The sequence below is a fragment of the Blautia sp. HCN-20427 genome, from assembly GCF_037890365.1.
GTDB lineage: Bacteria > Bacillota > Clostridia > Lachnospirales > Lachnospiraceae > Blautia.
This window is the reverse complement of the sequence record NZ_JBBKBX010000009.1, coordinates 22,204-42,397: the sequence shown is the minus strand read 5'-3', so window position 1 is coordinate 42,397 and position 20,194 is coordinate 22,204. Positions and strand designations below refer to the sequence as shown.

12 protein-coding genes are annotated in these 20,194 nt (G+C 44.1%); 10 read left to right on the top strand and 2 right to left on the bottom strand.

Translation table 11 applies throughout. From position 1 onward, the window contains the following. Nucleotides 1-92 precede the first annotated feature (92 nt). Nucleotides 93-1,346 (top strand): glucose-6-phosphate isomerase, encoded by a 1,254-nt coding sequence (locus tag WKT17_RS07285; RefSeq protein WP_330026540.1) that lies wholly within the window; start codon nucleotides 93-95, stop codon nucleotides 1,344-1,346. A gap of 34 nt (nucleotides 1,347-1,380) precedes the next feature. On the opposite strand, the gene WKT17_RS07280 is transcribed toward WKT17_RS07285, so the two are convergent. After that, nucleotides 1,381-2,406, bottom strand: a complete 1,026-nt coding sequence (locus tag WKT17_RS07280) for a branched-chain amino acid aminotransferase (protein WP_330026538.1) — start codon at nucleotides 2,404-2,406, stop codon at nucleotides 1,381-1,383. Between the two features lie 220 nt (nucleotides 2,407-2,626). Here WKT17_RS07280 and WKT17_RS07275 point away from each other — a divergent pair, with 220 nt between their 5' ends. From WKT17_RS07275 to WKT17_RS07255, 5 genes are all read left to right on the top strand, one after another. Continuing rightward, nucleotides 2,627-3,910 (top strand): 5-bromo-4-chloroindolyl phosphate hydrolysis family protein, encoded by a 1,284-nt coding sequence (locus WKT17_RS07275; protein ID WP_291683205.1) that lies wholly within the window; start codon nucleotides 2,627-2,629, stop codon nucleotides 3,908-3,910. Nucleotides 3,911-3,913: 3 nt separating this feature from the next. Then, a complete protein-coding gene (locus tag WKT17_RS07270; protein ID WP_173748610.1) occupies nucleotides 3,914-5,056 on the top strand; it encodes a toxic anion resistance protein in 1,143 nt (380 codons plus the stop codon). 13 nt (nucleotides 5,057-5,069) lie between these two features. After that, entirely contained in the window at nucleotides 5,070-6,122 is a 1,053-nt protein-coding gene (ispG, locus tag WKT17_RS07265; protein WP_291683206.1) for a flavodoxin-dependent (E)-4-hydroxy-3-methylbut-2-enyl-diphosphate synthase, read from the top strand. Nucleotides 6,123-6,141: 19 nt separating this feature from the next. Continuing rightward, nucleotides 6,142-10,623, top strand: a complete 4,482-nt coding sequence (locus tag WKT17_RS07260; protein WP_330026533.1) for a PolC-type DNA polymerase III — start codon at nucleotides 6,142-6,144, stop codon at nucleotides 10,621-10,623. A 144-nt stretch (nucleotides 10,624-10,767) separates the two neighbouring features. Further along, nucleotides 10,768-11,637, top strand: coding sequence for a phosphoribosylaminoimidazolesuccinocarboxamide synthase (locus tag WKT17_RS07255; protein ID WP_173748604.1), 870 nt, complete (start codon nucleotides 10,768-10,770; stop codon nucleotides 11,635-11,637). 98 nt (nucleotides 11,638-11,735) lie between these two features. Here WKT17_RS07255 and WKT17_RS07250 read toward each other — a convergent pair whose 3' ends face one another. After that, nucleotides 11,736-12,842, bottom strand: coding sequence for a pyridoxal phosphate-dependent aminotransferase (locus WKT17_RS07250; protein WP_173748602.1), 1,107 nt, complete (start codon nucleotides 12,840-12,842; stop codon nucleotides 11,736-11,738). Between the two features lie 153 nt (nucleotides 12,843-12,995). Between WKT17_RS07250 and WKT17_RS07245 the strand changes: the two genes are divergently transcribed. The 4 genes from WKT17_RS07245 (at nucleotide 12,996) to purB (ending at nucleotide 20,098) form a co-directional block, all read left to right on the top strand. After that, nucleotides 12,996-16,532: a DUF5717 family protein gene (locus WKT17_RS07245; protein WP_340272153.1), complete on the top strand. Its 3,537-nt coding sequence runs from the start codon at nucleotides 12,996-12,998 to the stop codon at nucleotides 16,530-16,532. 11 nt (nucleotides 16,533-16,543) lie between these two features. Further along, nucleotides 16,544-17,791 carry a DUF5716 family protein gene (locus WKT17_RS07240; protein ID WP_330026527.1) on the top strand — a complete coding sequence of 416 codons (1,248 nt, stop codon included), beginning with the start codon at nucleotides 16,544-16,546 and terminating at the stop codon, nucleotides 17,789-17,791. 13 nt (nucleotides 17,792-17,804) lie between these two features. After that, nucleotides 17,805-18,581, top strand: coding sequence for a hypothetical protein (locus WKT17_RS07235; RefSeq protein ID WP_291683210.1), 777 nt, complete (start codon nucleotides 17,805-17,807; stop codon nucleotides 18,579-18,581). A gap of 83 nt (nucleotides 18,582-18,664) precedes the next feature. Continuing rightward, nucleotides 18,665-20,098 (top strand): adenylosuccinate lyase, encoded by a 1,434-nt coding sequence (gene purB, locus WKT17_RS07230; protein ID WP_340272147.1) that lies wholly within the window; start codon nucleotides 18,665-18,667, stop codon nucleotides 20,096-20,098. Nucleotides 20,099-20,194: the final 96 nt, after the last annotated feature.

The following is a 20,194-nucleotide window of genomic DNA, read 5'->3' as shown; positions in this document are numbered from 1 at the left end:
AATTTTGCAGCGTGGTTGGGGACAGCCTGCTTTTCGTTTATTTGCGGAAGAAGCAGTTGGGGAAACAGGGAAATCCAAGGAGGAAAAAAGGAATGTTGAATTTAAAAATAGAAGACAAAAATCCCAATATCAATCAGGAATTAAAGGAGTATATGGAAGGAAAAAGAAGCGTTCTGAATCAGATTCTGGAGGGCGAAACAGATTATAAAGATTCGCTGGGCTGGTTTCATACAGCAGAATGGGCAGATGTGGAACAGACAGAAAGGATTCAGAAGCTGGCCGATGAAATCCGGGAAGAGGCAGACGTTTTTGTAATCGTGGGAGTGGGAGGCTCCAATAATGCGGCCCGTTCCGTCATCGAAGCCATTCAGACAGACCGCAAAGTAGAAATTGTGTATGCAGGCCATACACTGTCACCCTATGCGTTAAATCAAATGCTGAAAAGTCTGGAGGGAAAATCCGTTTATATCGATTGCATTGCCAAGAACTTTGAAACATTGGAGCCGGGGGCTTCCTTCCGTATCCTGCGGAAATTTTTGTATGAAAGGTATGGAGAACAGGCAGGGAAAAGAATGATAGCAACCGGCACAAGGGGAAGTTCTCTGGAAAAACTCTGCAAAAAACACGGATACACGTTTCTGGAATTTCCGCAAAATGTAGGGGGACGTTTTTCTGCTGTGACCAGCGTGGGGCTGCTTCCCATGGCTGTGGCGGGAATTGATATGAAAAGTCTGGTAAGAGGCGCTGCCGATATGGAAAAACAGCTTCACAAAGGGGGAAGTGAGGAAAATCCGGCTTATGAGTATGCCTGTCTTCGGAATATGTATTATGAAAAAGGGTATAAGCTGGAAATGCTGGCAGGCTTTGAACCTCAGCTTCGGTGGTTTTATAAATGGTGGGTGCAGCTTTTCGGGGAAACGGAAGGCAAAGAAAACAAAGGGCTTTTCCCTGTGGCGGCAGAATTCTGCGAGGAACTGCATGCAGTGGGGCAGTATATTCAGGACGGAGCGCCGCTGATGTTTGAGACGTTTCTGGATGTACAGGAGCAGAACGCGTCCTTGTATGCCGAACAAGACCGGGTGGAGGATGGATTTGATTACCTCAACGGGAAAGATTTCTGGGATATGAATAAGGCCTCTTTCCATGCTACGGTAAAAGCGCACAGAGAAAAGCTTCCATGCCTTATCCTGGAGATTGAGAAACTGGATGCTTACCACTTCGGACAGTTGTTTTACTTCTTTTTGTTCGCCTGCTATGTGTCGGCCAGGATTCTGGAAGTGAATCCCTTTGACCAGCCAGGGGTAGAGGCGTATAAGAAGTGGATGTTTGAGGCATTGGGGAAATAAAAAAGAGGGTGAGAAACCATCACCCTCCAGGTTGTTATTCAATCACCTTCAGCCATCCTTCCGGTGCATCCAGTTTCCCCATCTGAATACCGGTCAGTGTTTCGTAAAGTTTCTGTGTCACCGGTCCCATGGCTTCCATGCCGCTTGGGAAGCAGATTTCTTTTCCGTGGTCTACGATTTTTCCCACCGGAGAAATGACTGCGGCTGTACCGCACAGACCACATTCTGAGAAATCCTTTAATTCATCCAGGAATACCTCCCGTTCTTCCACTTCCAGTCCAAGATATTCTTTTGCTACATACATAAGAGAGCGGCGGGTAATGGAAGGAAGAATACTGTCGGATTTCGGTGTGACAACTTTTCCGTCTTTTGTAATAAACAGGAAGTTGGCGCCGCCTGTTTCTTCGACTTTTGTTCTGGTAGCTGCGTCCAGATACATGTTTTCATCATATCCCTGCTGATGGGCATCCACAATTGCATGCAGACTCATAGCATAATTAAGGCCGGCTTTGATGTGTCCGGTTCCGTGTGGGGCAGCCCGGTCAAAATCACTGACGCGGATGGTCAGAGGTTTCACACCGCCTTTGAAATACGGTCCTACCGGGGTGGTAAAGATACGGAACTGATATTCGTCTGCAGGTTTCACTCCAATAACAGGATTGCTGCCGAACATATAGGGGCGGATGTATAAGGTTGCGCCTGAGCCGTAAGGAGGAACATAAGCGGCATTTGCCTTTATGGTTTTTACAACAGCCTCAACAAAACGGTCTTCCGGAAATACCGGCATTTCCAGTCTTCTGGCAGAATCTGCCATACGGCTGGCATTTAAGTCCGGGCGGAAGGTAACAATGCGTCCATCCTGTGTAGTGTAAGCTTTCATTCCTTCAAATATGGTCTGGGCGTACTGCAGGACGCCGGCACATTCGCTGATGACTACTTTGTCATCCTGCGTCATTTTTCCTTCATCCCATTTTCCGTCTTTAAAGTCAGATACGAAACGATAATCGGTTTTTACATAGCCAAATCCCAGATTAGACCAGTCAATGTTCTTTTTCTCCATGTCCATTTCCTCCATTCTGCCGCAGAATGCGGTATGTAATTTTTTATCATTAATTAATTTTTTACCATTATAAAACTTTAACGTGTGAATTGCAAGAGAAGTTCCGTTGCTTTTTTGGATTCTTTCATATATAATTTAAGGGAGTGAAAAGAACAGAGTTTTAAATAGAAAATTGGGACGCAAAAAATAGGATGCGGACTGAGAGTGAGGAGTGAAGGATATGTCTGGAAATGACTGGAATAATTTGGGGAGAGATGTGAAAAATATTGTGCAGAATGCCATTGATACAGGAGACTTCGGCAGACTGAACCGGGACTTGGGACAGACTCTGGAGAGCGCATTGGGAAATGTGGCACAAAGTATGAAAAATGCAGGAAATATGGCCGGGCAGTACCGTTATCGGGGGCAGCAGGGAATGAATCAGCCATACGGGCAGGATAAAGAGCCGAAACCGTACGGGCCGGGGAATGGGTATAGTACCAATTACAGGTATCGGCCCTTTGGACACTACAGAAGCCCTGCGTCATCTGAGCGAGTGAAGGAAGCCAGAGAAGAGTTTGCCTTATTTGTCAATACGGGAAGTGCAAAAGCCATGGGGATTTTGCTTACGACATTGGGAATTGCATTGACCATTATGTTTGGGGCGACTGCAGCGGGATTTATCATTGCATCTCTGTTTGTGCATACAGTTGCGGTAAAACTGGGGACTATCCTGGCTGTTTTTGGGACAGCTACTGCACTGAGTCTGATTATGGCGGTTTGCGGTAACCATTTGAGAAAGAAGATTAAACGATTCCGCACTTATGTGAAAACCCTCAATGGGAAACCTTATGGAAGCATCAGAGAGTTGGCAAAAAGCGTAAGAAAGTCGGAGAAATTTGTCCGTAGAGATTTGAAAAAAATGATTAATAAGCGCATGTTTTTAGAGGGGCATCTGGATGCTAAAGGCACTTGTCTGATTGCCAGTGACGAAGCTTATGAGCAGTATGTGAAAACAGAAGAAAATGCCAGAGAGTTAAAGAAACAAGAAAAAAAATCTCCCAGACAGCAGCTTTCTGAGGAAGTGAAAAAGGTTATCGAAGAGGGTGACCGTTATATCGAAGAAATCCGCAGAAGCAATGACGCTATTCCAGGCGTGGAAATTTCCAACAAAATTTATCATATGGAAAATGTAATTCTCCGGATTTTCCAGAGAGTAGAACAACATCCGGAGCTGATTCAGGATTTACATAAGTTTATGGATTATTATCTTCCTACCACAGTAAAACTTCTGAATGCTTACGAGGAACTGGACAAGCAGAGTCTGGAAGGCGAAAACATTAAAACGGCCAAGAGGGAAATTGAAAATACACTGGATACCATTAACGTAGCGTTTGAAAATCTTCTGGACAGTTTTTATAAAGAAACAGCCTGGGATGTTTCTGCCGACATTTCGGTATTGAAAACCATGCTGGCACAGGAAGGGCTTACGGAAGAAAAAAATTTTCAGAGAAAGGAATCATAGAAGATGAGCGAAGAATTAAAGGATTTTACGGTGACACCCACCCTGACTTTTGAACCTTTAAAAGAGGAGGCACCGGTTGCAGAAGTGAAGAAGGAAGAGCCCACAGAGCCAAAGATGGACGACAGTATTCTGTCACCGGAAGAGCGAAAGATGGTAGATGACTTTGCCAAACAGATTGATATCCGCAATTCAACTGCTATTTTACAGTATGGCGCAGGCACACAGAAGAAAATGGCGGATTTTTCGGAGGATGCGCTGGACAAAGTGCGCACCAAGGATTTGGGCGAAGTGGGCGATTTGCTGGAAGATGTGGTGACAGAACTGAAAAACTTTGATGCGGAAGAAGAGCGCAAAGGTATTATGGGATTCTTCAAAAAGGGAGCCAACAAACTGGAATCCATGAAAAACAAGTATGCCAAAGCGGAGACCAATGTGAATAAAATCGTGGAAACTCTGGAAAAACATCAGATTCAGCTTATGAAAGACGCAGCGATTATGGATAGGATGTATGCCTTAAACTTAAACTACTTTAAGGAATTATCCATGTATATTCTGGCGGGAAAACAGAAGCTGGAAGAAATCCGCGCCACAGAACTGCCCCAGCTTATGAGCAAAGCCCAGATCAGTGGTCTGCCGGAGGACGCCCAGGCGGCAAAGGATTTGGACTCTCTCTGCGACCGGTTTGAAAAGAAAATTCACGACCTGGAACTGACCAGGATGATTGCCATTCAGACAGCACCGCAGATTCGTCTGGTACAGGGAAATGATACGCTGATGGCAGAAAAAATACAGTCCACCATTGTCAATACTATCCCCCTGTGGAAGAGCCAGATGGTGATTGCCCTTGGAGTGGCACATTCTACGGAAGCGGCAAGAGCCCAGAGAGAAGTGACAGATATGACCAATGCTCTGCTGCAGAAAAATGCAGAGACTCTGAAGCTGGCTACTGTGGAAGCGGCGAAAGAATCCGAGCGCGGTATTGTAGATATTGAAACTCTGCAGAAGACCAATGAATCCTTAATCAGTACCTTTGATGAGGTTATGAGTATTCAAAAGGAAGGACGGGAAAAGAGAAGAGCTGCAGAAGCGGAAATCTACCGTCTGGAGGGAGAATTAAAACAGAAATTACTGCAGATTAATCATTAAGGAGGAAGGCAGTATGTATCGGGACAACACAAAGGTCATTGCTATCGGGAACCGGAAAATCGGTGGCGGGAATCCTATTTTGATTCAGTCCATGACCAACACACCTACCGAAGATGTAGAGGCAACGGTAAACCAGATATTAGAACTGGAGGCCGCAGGCTGCGAGATTATCCGCTGTACCGTGCCTACTCTGGAAGCGGCAAAAGCTGTTAAAGAAATTAAAAAACAGATACACATTCCACTGGTGGCAGACATTCATTTCGATTATAAAATGGCTCTTGCAGCCATGGAAAACGGGGCGGATAAGATTCGGATTAATCCGGGAAATATCGGCAAAAAAGAAAAAATCAAGGCGGTAGTGGATACGGCAAAAGAAAGGAATATCCCTATCCGCGTAGGAGTAAACAGCGGGTCGTTGGAAAAAGAACTGGTGGAAAAATATCATGGTGTCACAGCAGAAGGCTTGGTGGAAAGCGCGCTAGATAAAGTGAAAATCATAGAGGACTTGGGCTATAACAATCTGGTTATCAGCATTAAATCCTCGGATGTTCTGATGTGTGTAAAAGCCCATGAACTTTTGGCAAAAGAAACCTGCTATCCTCTGCATGTGGGAATTACAGAGGCGGGAACTTTGTATTCCGGAAATATAAAGTCTGCTGTGGGACTGGGAATTATTTTGTATCAGGGAATCGGAGATACGATTCGGGTATCGCTTACGGGCAGTCCGGTAGAGGAAATTAAGTCTGCCAAGCGGATTTTAAAGACGCTGAACCTGCGAAAAGGCGGTGTGGAAGTGGTTTCCTGTCCCACCTGCGGAAGAACAAAAATTGATTTGATTGGACTGGCCAATCAGGTGGAAAACATGGTGCAGGAATTTCCTCTGGACATTAAGGTGGCCGTTATGGGCTGCGTGGTTAATGGACCGGGGGAGGCAAAGGAAGCGGACATTGGAATTGCCGGAGGCAAAGGAGAGGGCCTTTTAATAAAGAAAGGCGAAATCATCCGAAAGGTACCGGAAGAAGAACTGCTTTTTACTTTGCGGGAAGAACTTGCAAATTGGAAATAAAGATGGAGGCAATGCGGTTATGGAAAAGGAATTTCTGGATGTGTTCCGGAATCTGGAATTAAACGGAGAACTGAAAGCCCTGTTGGAAGAGGTTGTGGTAACAAAGGTATCCGTGAACCAGAGAAAAGACCATATTCGGGTTTATATCCGAAGCCGGCAGTGGATTCATAAAAAGTATATCTACGCACTGGAGAGAGCCATTGCGTCCCAGTGTTTCAGGGGAGTTCCCATGGAGGTTAAGGTGTTGGAGAAATTTACACTTTCCAGCCAGTATACGCCCCAATTATTCTTTGAAGCGTATCAGTCTTCCATGGGACTGGAACTAAAAAATTACAGCATTCTGGTCTTTAATATGTTCCGGAATGCTGTTATTACGTTTCCGGAAACCAATACCATGCATATGCTTTTGCAGTCCACAGTACTGGCAAGAAGTAAAGAAGAGGAACTGATTCACTATATGGAAAAGGTGTTCTGTGAGCGGTGTGAATTTTCTCTGAAAGTGGAAGCCGAATATCAGGAAGCAAAGGAAAGCAGATTCCGAAAGAACAGTGATATTCGCATTGCGCAGGAGGCTGCGCATATTATAGAAATGTCAACTCTTGGAAAAGGAAAAGAAGAGGCGGAGAATACGGCAGAGGAACGAAAAGAAGAAGTAAAAAATACAGAAAAGAAGAGTGCAAAACAGGTTGGCAGCGGAGAGAAAACACCCAGAACTAAGGGGAAAAACGAGAAGTTTTCCTCTGATTTCAGACGGAGTGTCAAGCGCTCGGATAATCCGGATGTATTGTACGGAAGAGACTTCGAGGATGAGGCGCTTCCTTTAGAAACCGTGCAGACAGAGATGGGAGAGGTGTGTATCCGCGGTCAGATTATGAGCCTGGAGAAGCGGGAAATCCGCAACGAAAAGACCATCATTATCTTTTCTATTACGGATTTTACGGATTCCATTACGGTAAAAATGTTTGCCCGCAACGACCAGGTAGAGGAGATTACCGAAGGGGTAAAAGAAAAAGCCTTTGTAAAATTAAAGGGAATTACCACCATAGACCGCTTTGACAGTGAGCTGACCATTGGCTCTGTAGTGGGGATTAAAAAGATTGCCAGTTTTGGAACTGTGCGCTCCGATAATTATCCACAAAAGCGTGTAGAGCTGCACTGCCACACCAAAATGAGCGATATGGACGGTGTTTCTGACGCAAAGTCTATTATTAAGAGAGCGTATGAGTGGGGACATAAGGCCATTGCCATTACGGACCATGGAGTGGTACAGGCTTTCCCTGAAGCCAATCACTGTTTTGACGCCTGGGGCGGCGTAGTGCCGCAGGATTCGGACTTTAAGGTGATTTACGGTGTGGAGGCTTATCTGGTGGATGATTTGAAAGGAATTGTCCAGAAAAGTCAGGGGCAGAGCCTGGACGCTCCTTATGTGGTCTTTGATATCGAGACCACCGGTTTTTCTGCCATGAAGGACAAAATCATTGAAATCGGTGCGGTTAAGGTGGTAAACGGAAACATTACCGAGCGGTTTTCCGAGTTTGTGAATCCGGAAATTCCCATTCCTTTTCGCATTGAGCAGTTAACCAGCATTAATGACAGTATGGTGGCAGAGGCTCCTACCATTGATGTGATTCTGCCCCGTTTCGAGGAGTTCTGCAGGGGCTGTGTGATGGTGGCTCACAACGCAGAATTCGATATGAGTTTTATTAAGAAAAATTATGAGGATTTGGGGATAGAGAGAGAGGATACCATTGTGGATACCGTGGGAATGGCTCGTTTTCTGCTGCCTCAGTTAAATCGTTTTAAGCTGGATACTGTGGCAAAGGCCGTGGGAGTTTCTTTGGAACATCACCACAGAGCCGTGGATGACGCAGCATGTACGGCTGAAATTTTTGTGAAATTTCTTCAGATGTGCAGGGAAAGAGATATTTTCAATCTGGATGAGTTGAATGAAAAAGGTGCGGTTTCCGTGAATTCTATTCAGAAAATGCCTACCTATCACGCCATTATTCTGGCGAAAAATGATATTGGAAGGGTGAATCTGTACCACTTGATTTCGGATTCTCACCTGGTTTATTATCACAGGCGTCCCCGTGTGCCAAAAAGCCTGTTTTTGAAGTACCGGGAGGGATTGATTATTGGTTCAGCCTGTGAAGCAGGGGAACTGTATCAGGCCGTATTAAACGGCAGACCGGAGGCGGAAATTGCCCGATTAGTGAATTTTTATGATTATCTGGAGATTCAGCCGCTGGGCAACAATGCCTTTATGATTCGCAGCGAGGACCGTTCCGACATTACTTGTGAAGAGGATTTGCAGGAGATTAATCGAAAGATTGTGAAGCTGGGAGAAGCCTTTAATAAACCGGTGGTGGGAACCTGTGATGTGCATTTTCTGGAACCGGGAGATGAGGTGTACCGGAGAATTATTATGGCGGGGAAAGGTTTTGATGATGCAGATGACCAGGCTCCGCTGTACCTGCGTACAACAGAGGAAATGTTGGAAGAATTCTCTTATCTGGGGCGGGAAAAGGCAGAGGAAATTGTCATTACCAACCCGAACAAAATTGCAGATATGGTGGAGAAAATTTCTCCTATTCACAAAGGAAAATGTCCGCCGGTGATTGAAAATTCGGATAATATGCTGCGGGAAATCTGTTACAATAAAGCCCATGAAATCTACGGGGACAATCTTCCCAAAGCCGTGGAGGAGCGTTTGGAAAGAGAACTGAATTCTATTATTTCAAACGGATATGCGGTTATGTATATGATTGCGCAGAAGCTGGTATGGAAGAGCAACAGCGACGGTTATCTGGTAGGATCCCGAGGCTCGGTAGGCTCTTCTTTTGCGGCAACCATGTCGGGAATTACAGAGGTAAATCCTTTAAGCCCTCATTATTATTGCGCGAAATGCCATTACTCGGACTTCGATTCTGAGGAAGTGCGGGCTTATTCGGGAAGAGCGGGCTGCGACATGCCGGATAAGAAGTGTCCGGTGTGTGGAGAGCCTCTGATTAAAGAGGGATTTGACATTCCTTTTGAAACCTTCCTGGGATTTAAAGGAGATAAGGAACCGGATATTGACTTGAACTTTTCCGGGGATTATCAGGGAAAAGCCCACCGCTATGTAGAGGTTATTTTCGGCGCAGGACAGACTTTTAAGGCGGGAACAATCGGTACGCTGGCAGAGAAAACAGCTTTCGGATATGTGAAAAAATATTATGAGGAACGGGGGCAGAGAAAGCGTTACTGCGAGATTAACCGGATTGTGCAGGGGTGCACCGGTATCCGCCGTACCACAGGGCAGCACCCGGGAGGAATCATTGTTCTTCCCATCGGCTGGGATATCGAAGAATTCACTCCGGTACAGCACCCGGCTAATGATATGAACAGCGACATTATTACCACCCATTTTGATTATCACTCCATTGATTCCAATTTGCTGAAGCTGGATATTCTGGGGCACGATGATCCTACCATGATTCGTATGTTAGAAGACCTTACGGGAATTAATGCCAGGGAAATTCCGCTGGATTCCAAGGAGGTTATGTCTCTGTTTAAGAGTACAGATGCCCTTGGAGTTACCCCGGCAGATATCCGCGGCTGTCCTCTTGGCTGTCTGGGGATTCCGGAGTTTGGCACCGATTTTGCTATGCAGATGTTAATTGACGCCAACCCCACTTCTTTTTCGGATTTAGTGCGTATTTCCGGTCTTTCCCATGGTACGGATGTGTGGCTAGGGAATGCGCAGGATTTGATTAAATCCGGTACAGCAACCATTACCACTTGTATCTGTACCCGAGATGATATCATGATTTATCTTATCAATAAGGGCCTGGAACACGGGCAGGCTTTTACCATTATGGAGAGTGTCCGTAAAGGGAAAGGTTTGAAGCCGGAATGGGAAGAAGAGATGAAAAAGCACGATGTTCCGGACTGGTATATTGCTTCCTGTAAAAAGATTAAATACATGTTCCCAAAAGCCCATGCAGCGGCTTACGTTATGATGGGCTGGCGCATTGCCTACTGTAAAATCTTTCATCCGTTGGCATATTATGCGGCGTATTTCAGTATACGCGCTACGGCATTTTCCTATGAAATCATGTGCCAGGGAAAGGAAAAACTGGAGTATTTTATGGATGATTATGAGCGGAGAAAGGATACGCTCAGCAAGAAAGAGCAGGATACCTATAAAGACATGAAAATTGTGCAGGAGATGTATGCAAGAGGATTTGAGTTTGTGCCTATTGATATTTATAAAGCCAATGCGCATACCTTCCAGATAAAAGGGGATAAGTTGATGCCTGCGCTGGATACCATTGAAGGATTGGGGGACAGAGCCGCCGACGCTGTGGTGGCTGCGGCAGAAGAGGGAGAATTTTTGTCCCTGGATGACTTCCGAAACCGGACAAAGGTGACGGCTTCTACGATTGACTTGATGAATGATTTGTGCCTGTTTGGGAAACTGCCACAGTCTAATCAGATGTCGCTGTTTGATTTTCAATAAAGAAGAACGTTTTGGCAAACGGATAGAGTATCTGTCGAAACAGAAAAATTTTGTATTTTTTTCAGGAATCCTATTCCCTTTTTCGGGAAATTTGTTACAATAAAGAAGAATCAACTACTATTAAGCAAGAGGAAAGGTGAAAACATGCAGGAGTACAAACCATTTAAAGAAGGAAAAGTGCGTCAGGTATATGATATTGGAGATAAGCTGGTTATCTATGCAACTGACCGGATTTCCGCATTTGACTACATTTTGAAAAACAAGATTACAGACAAGGGCGTTGTCCTGACAAAGATGTCTAAATTCTGGTTCGATTTTACAAAAGATATTGTTCCGAACCATATGATTTCCACAGATGTAAAAGAAATGCCGGAATTTTTCCAGAAACCGGAATTTGAAGGACATGCTATGCTGTGCCAGAAGCTGGATATGCTGCCTGTAGAATGTATTGTTCGAGGATATATTACAGGAAGCGGCTGGGCTAGTTACCAGGAAAATGGAACTGTATGCGGCATTGAACTGCCGGAAGGGTTACAGGAGTCTGATAAACTGCCTGAACCAATCTATACACCGACAACAAAAGCAGAGCTTGGCGACCATGACGAACACGTTTCTTTTGAAGAAACCGTAGAAACTCTGGAAAAACTTCATCCGGGAAGAGGAAGAGAGTACGCAGAGAAGATTCGTGATTACACCATTGCTCTTTATAAAAAATGTGCAGAATACGCACTGACAAAAAATATCATTATTGCAGATACAAAATTTGAATTTGGTCTGGACGAAAACGGAGAAGTGGTACTGGGGGATGAAATGCTCACACCGGACAGCTCCAGATTCTGGCCGTTAGAAGGCTACAAACCGGGACAGGGACAGCCATCTTTTGACAAACAGTATGTGCGGGACTGGCTGAAAGCAAATCCTGAAAGCGATTTCCTTCTTCCGGAGGAAGTAGTGAAAAAGACCGTAGACAAATATGTGGAAGCATATGAACTGCTTTCCGGAGAAAAATTCTAAAAAGTTGTATTGCTATTTCTTGCAGGATAAGATAGCTTTTTCAAGGTACAGCCGCTGTTTTGAGTTTGAGATTCAAAACAGCGGCGCCTTGAAAAAGATTATTTTGTTTCTTCTAAGATTTCACGAAATGCTTCTATCAGTTCATGATTCTTTTCAGGACTCATGACACAGAATCGGATAAAAGAATTATCTAAAAACGGAAATGTAGAGCAATCCCGAATCATCAATCCCCTTCGGATACAGAAATCAAAAATCATTTCAGAAGTAATATCCTCTTTTAAAATTTTCATAAGCAGAAAATTCGAGCAGGAAGGGTATACCTTTACGCTGTCCCAGGTAGAAAGCAGAGAATAAAGGTGTTCTCTTTCCGCAGTAATCAGGCTTTTGGTTTTCTCGATATATTCCTTGTCGGAAAACATAATGCAGCCTGCGATTTCTGCAAGACTGTTAATGGTCCAGGGATTTTTACGGGTGTTGATGTATTTCAGCAGGTCAGGGTTTCCGGTAACCGCATAACCCAGCCGTAGTCCGGGAGCTGCGAAAAATTTGGAGATTCCCCTTAAAACAATCAGATTGTTGTAATTATTGGTAAGGGGAATTGCGGAAATTTTACTTTTGGGGTCTGTAAACTCCTCATACGTTTCATCTACCATGACGGAAATGCCGTACTGCAGGGCTTTATCCAGGATTTTCCGCATATCTTTTCTGGCAATGGCCGTGGAAGTGGGATTGTTGGGATTGCACAGTACCAGCAAATCCAGACTGTCATTCAGATGTTGGCAGAAATCTGCCACATCCATTTGAAAATCATCCTCTTCTTTCAGCGGATAATAAAGGGTGTGGCCTCCCTCCAGAGCGATTTCCCGTTCATATTCCGAATAGGTAGGTCCCAGAATCAGGGCTTTTTGAGGATGTGTGGTCTGGATAAAGAGAGAAATCAATTCTGTAGAGCCGTTTCCCACAATGATATTTTCAAACTGTGCCCCCGTGTACTGGCAGATACTTTTTCTGAGTCCTGTGTAGTCTCTGTCAGGATAGGAAGTAATAGCGTTTACATGTTTCGCCAGGGTCTCTTTCAGTAAGGGAGAAATCCCAAGAGGGTTGACATTGGCGGAAAAGCTGGTAATGTCTTCTTTCTTTATATGATAGATTTCCTCAATTTTTTCCAGGTCGCTGCCGTGAAAATGATCCTTGTGTTTCAGCATAAAAAACCTCCTTTTGGTAAAAAAATGTTCCAAAACAGGCTGTGTATTGAAGTTGCACAGCAGAAGTTTGTAGTGTATAATTCATAGTAGCAGAATATTGTCAATTATTCAATAATCAGATTTTTATAAATAAAACAGGGCAAAGGTGATATTTTGAAGACACGAATGGAACAACTGATAAACGGAAGATTTGAATATGAAGTACCCGGTCTGGATTTGTCTGCAAGTCATATTTCTTTCAGTACCATGCCGGAAGAAAAGGTAAGAGGAGAACTGCAGTTTGCAGCAAAAGACGGAAGAAAAATCAAGGGAATGGCTTATTCCACACATCGCAGATTTCTTCTGGGTAAGGAAAAGTTTTCAGGAGAAAAGATGATTCTTCCTTATGGTGTGGATACCAAGGGATTGGACAGTACAGATTGCATAGAGGGAGAAATTGTTTTAAGTACCAGTATCGGAACGTACCGGGTGCCTTTTTCTGTTGGAATAAAAAAGTTGGAAGTGCGCACATCTCAGGGAACGGTAGGGACTCTGGAGGAATTTGTCAGTCTGGCAAAGGAAGACTTCAGAGAGGCATACCAGCTTTTTATAGATACTTCCTTTAAAAGGCTGTTAAAAGGCAGAGAAGAACTGCTGCCGTATTATGCCTCCATGGTAAAAACGCCTGTGCCGTATCAGAATCTGGAAGAATTTCTTATAGGCGCGGGGCTGAAGGAACCTGTGCATTTAAGCCTGGAAAAAGAAAATCTGGAACTTTATGAGGTACAGACTTCTTTAAAAGATACCTTGAGAATCCGAAGAAGCGGATGGGGTTTTCTTCGCGCTGAAATTCAGACCGAGGGAGATTTTCTGGAAGTAGAGAAAAAGGTTATCCAAGACGGGCATTTTATCGGCAGTGTCTATGATTTGGAATATATCATACGGAAGGAATGTCTCGGAAAGGGGAAAAATTTCGGAAGAATTCAGATAAAAACGGTGTATGAGACCATTACCTACCAGATTATGGCATCGAAAAACGGCCATATTCAGGTCAATGTCACAGCTTATGAAAAGAAAAAAAGGCTGGAAGCAGCCAGAGATTTCCTGCTTTTGGAGCTTGGAAGAAAGAATACGGAAGCCTGGTGCGCCGAAATGAAAGCACTCTTGGATGAACTGAAGGAAAACGGCTATTATTCCACAGAATGCCAGCTTTTTGAAGCTTATGTACAGGTGCGCGCAGACAGGAAGGAGGAAGCCAGAAGGCTTTTGGATTCCCTGGAAAACAACCAGAAGATTCAGCAGGAGGAAATTCTGGAGGGGGCGTTTTTGTATTTGAATGAGATTTCCGAGAGAAGTACACAGTCCAAAGAAGCTGCGGCTGTGCGGCTCCATCAGCTTTATCAGAGAAGAGTGGACAGTCTGCTGCTTCTTTCTATGATTTTTGAATTGGATGAAGAAAATCTGCGCACCCAGTCCAGGAAAATGTTTCTCTTAGAAGAACAGTACAGAATCGGCTGCAGGAGTCCATTTCTCTATCTGACAGCGTGCAGACTGGCGGCAGCAGATGGTTCCGCATTTCGGAAAATGAATGCTTTTACCATACAGGTGTATCTTTTTGCCAAAAAATACGGGATTCTCACGGAAGAAATGGCTTTTCGTGCCATTGACCTTGCAGGACAGATGAAAGGATTTTCCCAAAAGGTTTACGAAGTCCTGCAGTATGTGTATGAGAAATACCCTTCCGTTCATGCTGTCAGGGGAATTTGTCAGCTGATTATGAAGGGGGAACCCAGAAAGCCGGAGTATTTCCGCTGGTATGAACTGGCGGTGCAGGCAGAACTGAAAATCACAGGGCTGTATGAGTATTACATTGAAACCATGAGCAGAAACTATCAGAAGGTACTGCCAAAAGTCATTCGCCTGTATTTCGGATACAACAATACGTTAAGTGATACGAAGAAGGCGTTTGTCTACAGCAACGTTATTCGGAATAAAGAGATAGATAGAGAAACTTATCAGAGTTATCAGAAAAACATGGAGACCTTTGCAAAAGAAAAAATCAAAGAGGGAAGAATCAATGAAGATTTTGCAGTGGTGTATCAGGAATTCTGTGTGGATTCTCAGGACGAAAATGTCAGGACGGCTCTGGCAAAAGTACTCTTTACTTATCGGCTTTACTGCGATGACCCCAAAATCCGAAAGGTGATTGTGCGCCATGCTTCTATGAAAGAGGAACAGGTGTATCTTTGCACAGATAAGACGACCTATATTTCACTGTATACCAAGGATGCCGCTGTTTTGTTTGAGGACAGCAGTCAGCGTAGATATGTGAATACGGTGGATTACAATGTACACAATCTCCTGGATTTGGAGGAGCTGGCCGGGAAGCTGCGAAAGGACGGAAAGAAATATCCGGGCATGCTGCTGCACACTTGTGGGGAGCTGAAACACGAATCTCCGGTGACTGAAGCCAATGTGGCTTCTTTTGAAGCAGTTTTGAAACAGGAGATTTTCTGTGAGGATTACCGGCAGAATATACGCAAAAAGCTGCTGCTGTATTATGAATCCCAGATGGATAACCGCAATTTGAGAGAGTCGCTGCGGGAAATGGACTTCCGTGCATTTGCCAGGGTAAATAAACGGCTGCTGATTACGATTCTGGTGAAACAGGAGATGTTTGTAGGGGCTTATGACCTGATTTGTGAATACGGATATGAACAGATAGAAATGCCGGTTCTTTTAAGACTGTGCAGCCAGATGATTTTGAAGCTGGAATTTGAATATGAAGAGGAACTTCTCTTGCTGGCAGAGTACATTGTGCACGCCGGTATTTATGATGAAGTGCTCCTGCAGTATCTGGTACAGCATTTTGAAGGCCCTGTGGAGGAAATGGTACAGCTTTGGAACCGTGCTATGGGCTTTGCATTGGACTGCTATCAGCTGGAGGAAAAGATTCTGGTATGCAGCATGTTTTCCAGAGTGTGTCATGAAAAAGGTCTTGCAGTGCTGGAAAATTATATCAGTCAGAGCGGAAAGGAACAGGTGATTCTCTCTTATCTGACCTTTGAGTGTTATGAATATTTCCTGGGAGAAAAGGAAAAAGACCAGTTTCTTTTTGAGGCTTTGGAAAAAGTCATGGAGAGGAAATGGGAATGTGATATCATCTGCAGAATTTCTCTTTTAAAGCATTACGGAGAAACCGGAGTCTGGGATGAAAAGCGAAAGAATATAGCAGAAGAAATCCTGGAGGAATGTGAAAAAGAGCGTCTGCAGTTTGCATTTTTCCGGATGCTGCCCAGAGAACTGCTCTGCACCTGCCAGATGGAGGATAAAATGTTTGTAGAATGTCGGGCAGGCCGTCGTGCAAGAGTAACACTGCATTCCTATATTGAACGGGGAGAAACCTCAGAAGAAAAAAGCGAACCGTTAAAGGAGCGGTATCAGGGGATTTATAACAGAGAATTTGTTTTATTCTACGGAGAAAAACTGCATTATTATTTTGTGATTGAAAAAGACGGGAAGGTGGAAACAACCGGGGAAGAAATTCTGACGGTAGAAGAAAGCAGTATGCAGGGCGGCAGCAAATATCAGATGCTGAACACTATGCTGCAGCTAAGAGAAAAGGGAAAGAAAGAGGAACTGCAGCGTATGGCAGAAGCCTATATGGAACGGGAGCAGCAGGTAAAAGACCTGTTTGCTTTATTGGATTAGGAGGCAGAGAGATGAATGAGACAAGAAATATTATAGTAGGTCTGGAAATCGGAAAAAACCAGTCCCAGATTTGCTATTATGACCGCAGGGAAAAAGAGCCGATTTCTGTTTCCGTAAAAGCAGGCAGCAACCAATATCTTTTTCCTACCCGACTTTCCAAGAAACCGGGAGAAGAAGTGTGGCATTACGGCATGGAGGCAGATTATTTTTCCCGCCAGGAAGGGGAAATTTCCATTACCGGACTTCTGGGGATTTTTGGAAGCGCGGAGGAAGTCATCGTGGACGGAGAAAAAAGAAAGCCTTCTGAACTGTTGGAAAACTATTTAAAGGGCTGTATTTCTCTTCTGGGAACCGCGGAACCCGCAAGACAGATAAAGGCTCTGATGATTACCGTACCCCGGCTTTCCGCAGCTCTGGTGAAAAATTTATATCAGGCAGGAGAAAATCTGGGATTTACCAGAAACCAGATTTTCCTGCAGGATTATGACGAAAGTTTTTACTATTATGTGATGAATCACCGCAAGGATAACTGGAATCGGAAAATCGGCTGGTTTTTGTTTGAAGAAAATCAGGTGTCTTTTGCCAGACTGGTTATGGATAATCAGAAACGTCCTATTACAGCGTTTATAGAGCATGGAATTACCGCGGAGCTGCCGCAGGATGCCATAGAAAAAGATGATAATTTTTATCGTCTAATCGAGCGTTCCTGCGGAACAGATACGTATTCCAGTATCTATATTGTGGGGGACGGGTTTGACCAGGAATGGGCAGTGCGTTCGACGCCCCTGCTGTGCAGAAACCAGAGACATGTGTATTATGGAAACAATTTGTATGTAAAAGGTGCCTGCTATGGAGCCAGAGAAAAATGTGAAGACGGAACTTTGAAGGGATATCTCTACCTGAGTCCCTCTCTGGTAAAGCACAATGTATCCATGGAGATGCTGGTGAATGGTTCACCCAAGACGTATGCGCTTATCGAAGCAGGGAAAAACTGGTATGAGATTCACGCGGAACTGGAATTGATATTGGACGGAAAAGAGGATTTGGAATTTCTGGTAACCTCTATGGAGGGAACCGGAAAAACCAGGTGCAGTATGAAACTGGAAGGTCTGCCAAAGCGTCCCAATAAAACCACCAGACTGGGTATCCGTATTGTCTATGAATCTCAGGAACTCTGCGTCATTACGGCGGAAGACCTGGGATTTGGAGATTTGTTCCCCTCCGAGGGCAAAGTCTGGACAGAAAAAGTATCATGGTAAAGGAGAAAAGGGAATGAGCGGATATATTTTATGTCAGTTAAAAAGAGCAAAGATGCCTTATTATATTGAGAACATCAGCACAAATATCTATTCCATTGAAGAACTCTGTTATTATTTTTACCATAATATTTATCTTCTGGACGAGACGATTTTAAATGAACATCTCTGTGACTGGCTGAGAAAAGAACTGGGGCTGGAAAAGCTGTACAGGCGGCTTTATAAAATCCTGGAGGATAATCTGGGAACAGCAGAGTTTATTCTGGCCGTGTTTAAAGAAATTAATTATCTGACACACAGTGAATTTAAGGAATTGAATGAGCGGCTGAGCCTTCTGAATCAACAGCCGGAGGTGTTGAGAGAAAAGAAAAAGGGAGATTATCTGGTGGAAAACCGGATGTATGTCAATGCGGTGAGGATTTATGAAAATGCACTGCAAAAAGAAGATAAGGAAGGGTTAGGAGAACAGTTTAACGGCGGTATTTACCACAATATGGGCTGCGCGTATTTAAATCTGTTTCAGTTTCAGGAAGCAGCAGACTGTTTTTGGAAAGCCTATGAACTGCTTCATACAAAACAGGTATACAGGCACTACCTTACTGCATCTTATATGAGAAACCCCCAGGAATTTCCTCAAATATGCAGAAAAATGGAAGTAGAGGCAGAGGAACAGGAAGAAATTATCCGGAATCTGGAACAGAGTGCAAAGAAAGCCAGGAAGGTGTCCGGAGAAGATACAGATGGGCTTTTAGAACAATTTATTCGTGACTATCACAGGAGTACGGGATTTTAAACTTGTTTTTTCAGAAGTGTTGCGATATAATCCATGTGTATTAACTGCGTGATATATGAAAGAGAACAGAGAGGTAAATGAATATGAGTACAGACAGATATGTAAGTCCATTATCCGAGCGTTATGCAAGCAGAGAAATGCAGTATATTTTTTCTCCTGATATGAAATTCCGTACCTGGAGAAAGCTGTGGATTGCTCTGGCAGAGACCGAAAAAGAACTGGGACTGCCCATTACACAGGAACAGATTGACGAATTGAAAGCTCATGCAGAGGATATTAACTATGAAGTGGCAAAAGAAAGAGAAAAACAGGTTCGCCACGATGTGATGTCCCATGTATACGCATATGGTGTACAGTGTCCAAAAGCGAAAGGTATCATCCACCTGGGCGCTACCAGCTGCTATGTAGGAGACAATACAGATATTATTGTGATGACAGAAGCGCTGAAGCTGGTGCGCAGGAAATTAGTCAATGTGATTGCGGAACTGGCAAAATTCGCAGATGCGCATAAAGCGCTGCCAACTCTGGCATTTACCCATTTCCAGCCGGCACAGCCCACTACGGTAGGGAAAAGAGCGACCCTTTGGATGCAGGAATTCCTTCTGGACTTGGAAGATTTGGAATTTGTACTCAGCACCATGAAGCTGTTAGGTTCAAAAGGAACGACAGGAACACAGGCAAGTTTTCTGGAGCTTTTTGACGGAGACCAGGACACCATTGATAAAATTGACCCGATGATTGCAGAAAAAATGGGATTCAAAGAATGTTATCCGGTTTCGGGACAGACTTACTCCAGAAAAGTAGATACAAGAGTTTTAAATGTCCTGGCAGGAATTGCAGTCAGCGCACATAAATTCTCTAATGACATTCGTCTTCTGCAGCATTTGAAAGAAGTAGAAGAGCCTTTTGAAAAGAGCCAGATTGGTTCTTCTGCCATGGCTTATAAGAGAAACCCGATGAGAAGTGAAAGAATTGCCTCTTTGTCACGCTTCGTTATGGTGGATGCTTTAAATCCCGCTATTACTTCCGCAACACAGTGGTTTGAGAGAACTCTGGACGATTCTGCAAACAAACGTCTCTCTGTTCCGGAAGGCTTTCTGGCTATTGACGGTATTCTGGATTTGTGCTTAAACGTCGTAGACGGACTGGTAGTATATCCAAAAGTTATCGAAAAACGTCTGAGAAGCGAACTGCCGTTTATGGCTACAGAAAATATTATGATGGACGCTGTAAAAGCAGGCGGCGACCGTCAGGAACTTCATGAAAGAATCCGTGAACTTTCCATGGAAGCAGGAAGAAACGTGAAGGTGGAAGGAAAGGATAACAATCTTCTGGAACTGATTGCAGCGGATCCTGCATTCAATATGAGCCTGGAAGATCTTCAGAAGACTATGGATCCTGCAAAATATACAGGAAGAGCAGCCGTACAGGTAGACAACTTCCTGAACAAGGTAGTAAATCCCGTACTGGAAGCAAATAAGGAACTTCTTGGAATGACAGCAGAGATTAACGTATAAAGAAACGTATAACGAAGAACACAAGAGAAGAGGTTGCTGCATGAAAATCAGAGCAAAAGGAGTGCGGCAGCCTCTTTTTCTGTTATAGAAAGGAGC

Coding starts and splice junctions, on each gene's coding strand:
- WKT17_RS07285 (WP_330026540.1), top strand. CDS start 93: ATGTTGAATTTAAAAATAGAAGACAAAAATCCCAATATCAATCAGGAA.
- WKT17_RS07280 (WP_330026538.1), bottom strand. CDS start 2,406: ATGGAGAAAAAGAACATTGACTGGTCTAATCTGGGATTTGGCTATGTA.
- WKT17_RS07275 (WP_291683205.1), top strand. CDS start 2,627: ATGTCTGGAAATGACTGGAATAATTTGGGGAGAGATGTGAAAAATATT.
- WKT17_RS07270 (WP_173748610.1), top strand. CDS start 3,914: ATGAGCGAAGAATTAAAGGATTTTACGGTGACACCCACCCTGACTTTT.
- ispG (WP_291683206.1), top strand. CDS start 5,070: ATGTATCGGGACAACACAAAGGTCATTGCTATCGGGAACCGGAAAATC.
- WKT17_RS07260 (WP_330026533.1), top strand. CDS start 6,142: ATGGAAAAGGAATTTCTGGATGTGTTCCGGAATCTGGAATTAAACGGA.
- WKT17_RS07255 (WP_173748604.1), top strand. CDS start 10,768: ATGCAGGAGTACAAACCATTTAAAGAAGGAAAAGTGCGTCAGGTATAT.
- WKT17_RS07250 (WP_173748602.1), bottom strand. CDS start 12,842: ATGCTGAAACACAAGGATCATTTTCACGGCAGCGACCTGGAAAAAATT.
- WKT17_RS07240 (WP_330026527.1), top strand. CDS start 16,544: ATGAATGAGACAAGAAATATTATAGTAGGTCTGGAAATCGGAAAAAAC.
- WKT17_RS07235 (WP_291683210.1), top strand. CDS start 17,805: ATGAGCGGATATATTTTATGTCAGTTAAAAAGAGCAAAGATGCCTTAT.
- purB (WP_340272147.1), top strand. CDS start 18,665: ATGAGTACAGACAGATATGTAAGTCCATTATCCGAGCGTTATGCAAGC.